The sequence below is a fragment of the Inquilinus sp. genome (genome assembly GCF_057815775.1).
In genome coordinates this window covers 1-2,048 of the sequence record NZ_JBYRFX010000467.1, presented here as the reverse complement: position 1 = coordinate 2,048, position 2,048 = coordinate 1, and the positions used below count along the sequence as shown (strand labels likewise).

Annotated in this window: 3 protein-coding genes; 2 read left to right on the top strand and 1 reads right to left on the bottom strand. The window is 65.2% G+C overall.

Annotated features, from left to right (window positions below; genetic code table 11):
• On the top strand, positions 1–551 hold a 551-nt coding region (locus AC3XYG_RS16570), incomplete at its 5' end, for a carbohydrate ABC transporter permease (RefSeq protein WP_489140951.1).
• Between the two features lie 68 nt (positions 552–619).
• The gene (locus AC3XYG_RS16565; RefSeq protein WP_489140952.1) at positions 620–1,396 is read left to right on the top strand and encodes a carbohydrate ABC transporter permease; all 777 of its coding nucleotides are present in this window, start codon (positions 620–622) and stop codon (positions 1,394–1,396) included.
• Positions 1,397–1,428: 32 nt separating this feature from the next.
• On the opposite strand, the gene AC3XYG_RS16560 is transcribed toward AC3XYG_RS16565, so the two are convergent.
• Positions 1,429–2,031: an ATP-binding cassette domain-containing protein gene (locus tag AC3XYG_RS16560; protein ID WP_489140950.1), complete on the bottom strand. Its 603-nt coding sequence runs from the start codon at positions 2,029–2,031 to the stop codon at positions 1,429–1,431.
• Between the last annotated feature and the right edge of the window lie 17 nt (positions 2,032–2,048).

The window sequence follows — 2,048 nt, the reverse complement described above, 5'->3', positions numbered from 1 at the left end:
TGCCCTGGTTCCTGCCCAACGTCGTCGCCGGCCATATGTGGGCGCTGTTGCTGGATCCGCGCCTCGGCGTGCTCAACGACATGCTGGTGCGCGTCGGCATCCTCGGCAGCTACAAGGCGTGGTTCGCGGATCCGGACACGGCGATGTTCGCCGCCATGGTCGTCGAGGTCTGGCACGGATTCCCCTTCTTCGCGCTGCTTCTGCTGGCGGCCCTGAAGGGGATCCCCAGTGACCTCTACGAGGCGGCGGCAACCGATGGCGCCGGGCTGTGGCGGCAGTTCGTCCATGTGACCTTGCCGCAGCTCAGGGTCGTGATCGTGGCGACCGTGGTCCTGCGGGTCATCAGCCTGGTGAACTCGCCCGATATCCTGCTGATCCTGACCGGCGGCGGGCCGGGCCGCTCGACCCAGGTGCTGTCGCTCTATGCCTTCCTGAAGGCGAACAAGGAATTCAACTTCGGCTACGCCAGCGCGCTGTCCGTGGTCATGTTCCTGCTGCTGATGGTGTTCAGCTACGCCTATGTGAAGCTCTCCAACGCGATGAGGGACTGATGCTTCGCAGCCGTTCCGCCCGGCGGCGGATCCATGTCCTCCTCTGCTATGCCGGGGCCTTGTCGATCGTGATCTTCGCGATGTTTCCGGTGCTCTGGGCCTTCTTGACGTCCCTCAAGCCGGAATCGGACATCGTGACCGCGACGATCCAGTACATCCCGGAAAGGGTGACGTTCGAGAACTACGTCGCGATCTGGACGCGCTCCAACGTCCCGACCCTGATCGTCAACAGCGCCGTCGTGACGCTGACGACCGTGGTGATCTGCGTCGTGTTCGGGACGCTCGCCTCCTATGCCGTCGCACGCTACCGCTTCCGTGGCCGTCGCGAACTGATGCTGTTTTACCTGGTGGTGCGGATGTTTCCGGCGGTGATGATCATCGTGCCGCTGTTCATCCTGATGCGGAGCGTCGGCCTCCTCGACAGCCGCTTTGGGCTGGCCCTGGCCTACACCACCTTCCTGCTGCCGGTCTTCATCTGGATGATGAAGGGGTTCTTCGATGCGGTGCCTTCGGAATTGGAGGACGCAGCCAGGATCGACGGGGCGTCGCGTATCGGCGCGATGCTGCGCATCGTCTTGCCTCTGGTTGCGGGGGGCCTGGTCGCCACCGCGGTCTTCGTGGCGATCGGGGCCTGGAACGAATTCCTGTTCGCGTTGGTGCTGACGACCAGCACCGGTTCGCGAACCTGGCCGGTCGGGTTGCAGCTCATGGTCGGGGAATTCCAGCTGCCCTGGGGCGCGCTTTCGGCGGGGGGCATCATCAGCATCGTGCCGGTCGTCGTGCTGTTCTCCATCGTACAGCGGGCGATGGTGCGGGGCCTGACGGCCGGAGCCGTAAAAGGCTGAATGACGTCGGAAGCCGAAATCGGCGGTCGCTCCTACTCATCTCCCCAGATCATCACGGAATGACCCGGAGAGACCTCGCGATATTGCCGTGCCGGCGCCACGTAGTCGACAGGCCGCACCGGGCTCCCGATCTCGTCATTCGCCACCGGATGCTTCTCGTGGCGGCGGGCCGGATCGGCGATCGGCACCGCCGCGAGCAGGCGCTTGGTATAGGGGTGTTGCGGATTGCCGAAGATCGCGCCGCGCGGACCGATCTCGACGATCTCGCCCAGATACATCACCGCGACGCGATGGCTGACGCGCTCCACCACCGACATGTCATGCGATATGAACAAGTAGGCCAGACCCATGCTGGCCTGCAGGTCCAGCATCAGGTTGATAACCTGCGCCTTGACCGAGACGTCGAGGGCCGAGACCGACTCGTCCGCCACGATAACACGCGGCTCCATGGCCAGCGCCCGGGCGATGCAGATGCGCTGGCTCTGGCCGCCCGAGAACTCGTGCGGGAATCGGCCGGCCATTTCGGGCTGCAGCCCGACCCGCCGCAGCAGGTCGGCGACCCTGTCGCGCGCGTCCGTGCGGTTGGCGAGCTTGTTGACCAGCAGCGGCTCGGCAATGGCGGCGCCCACATCCATGCGCGGATCGAGGGCCG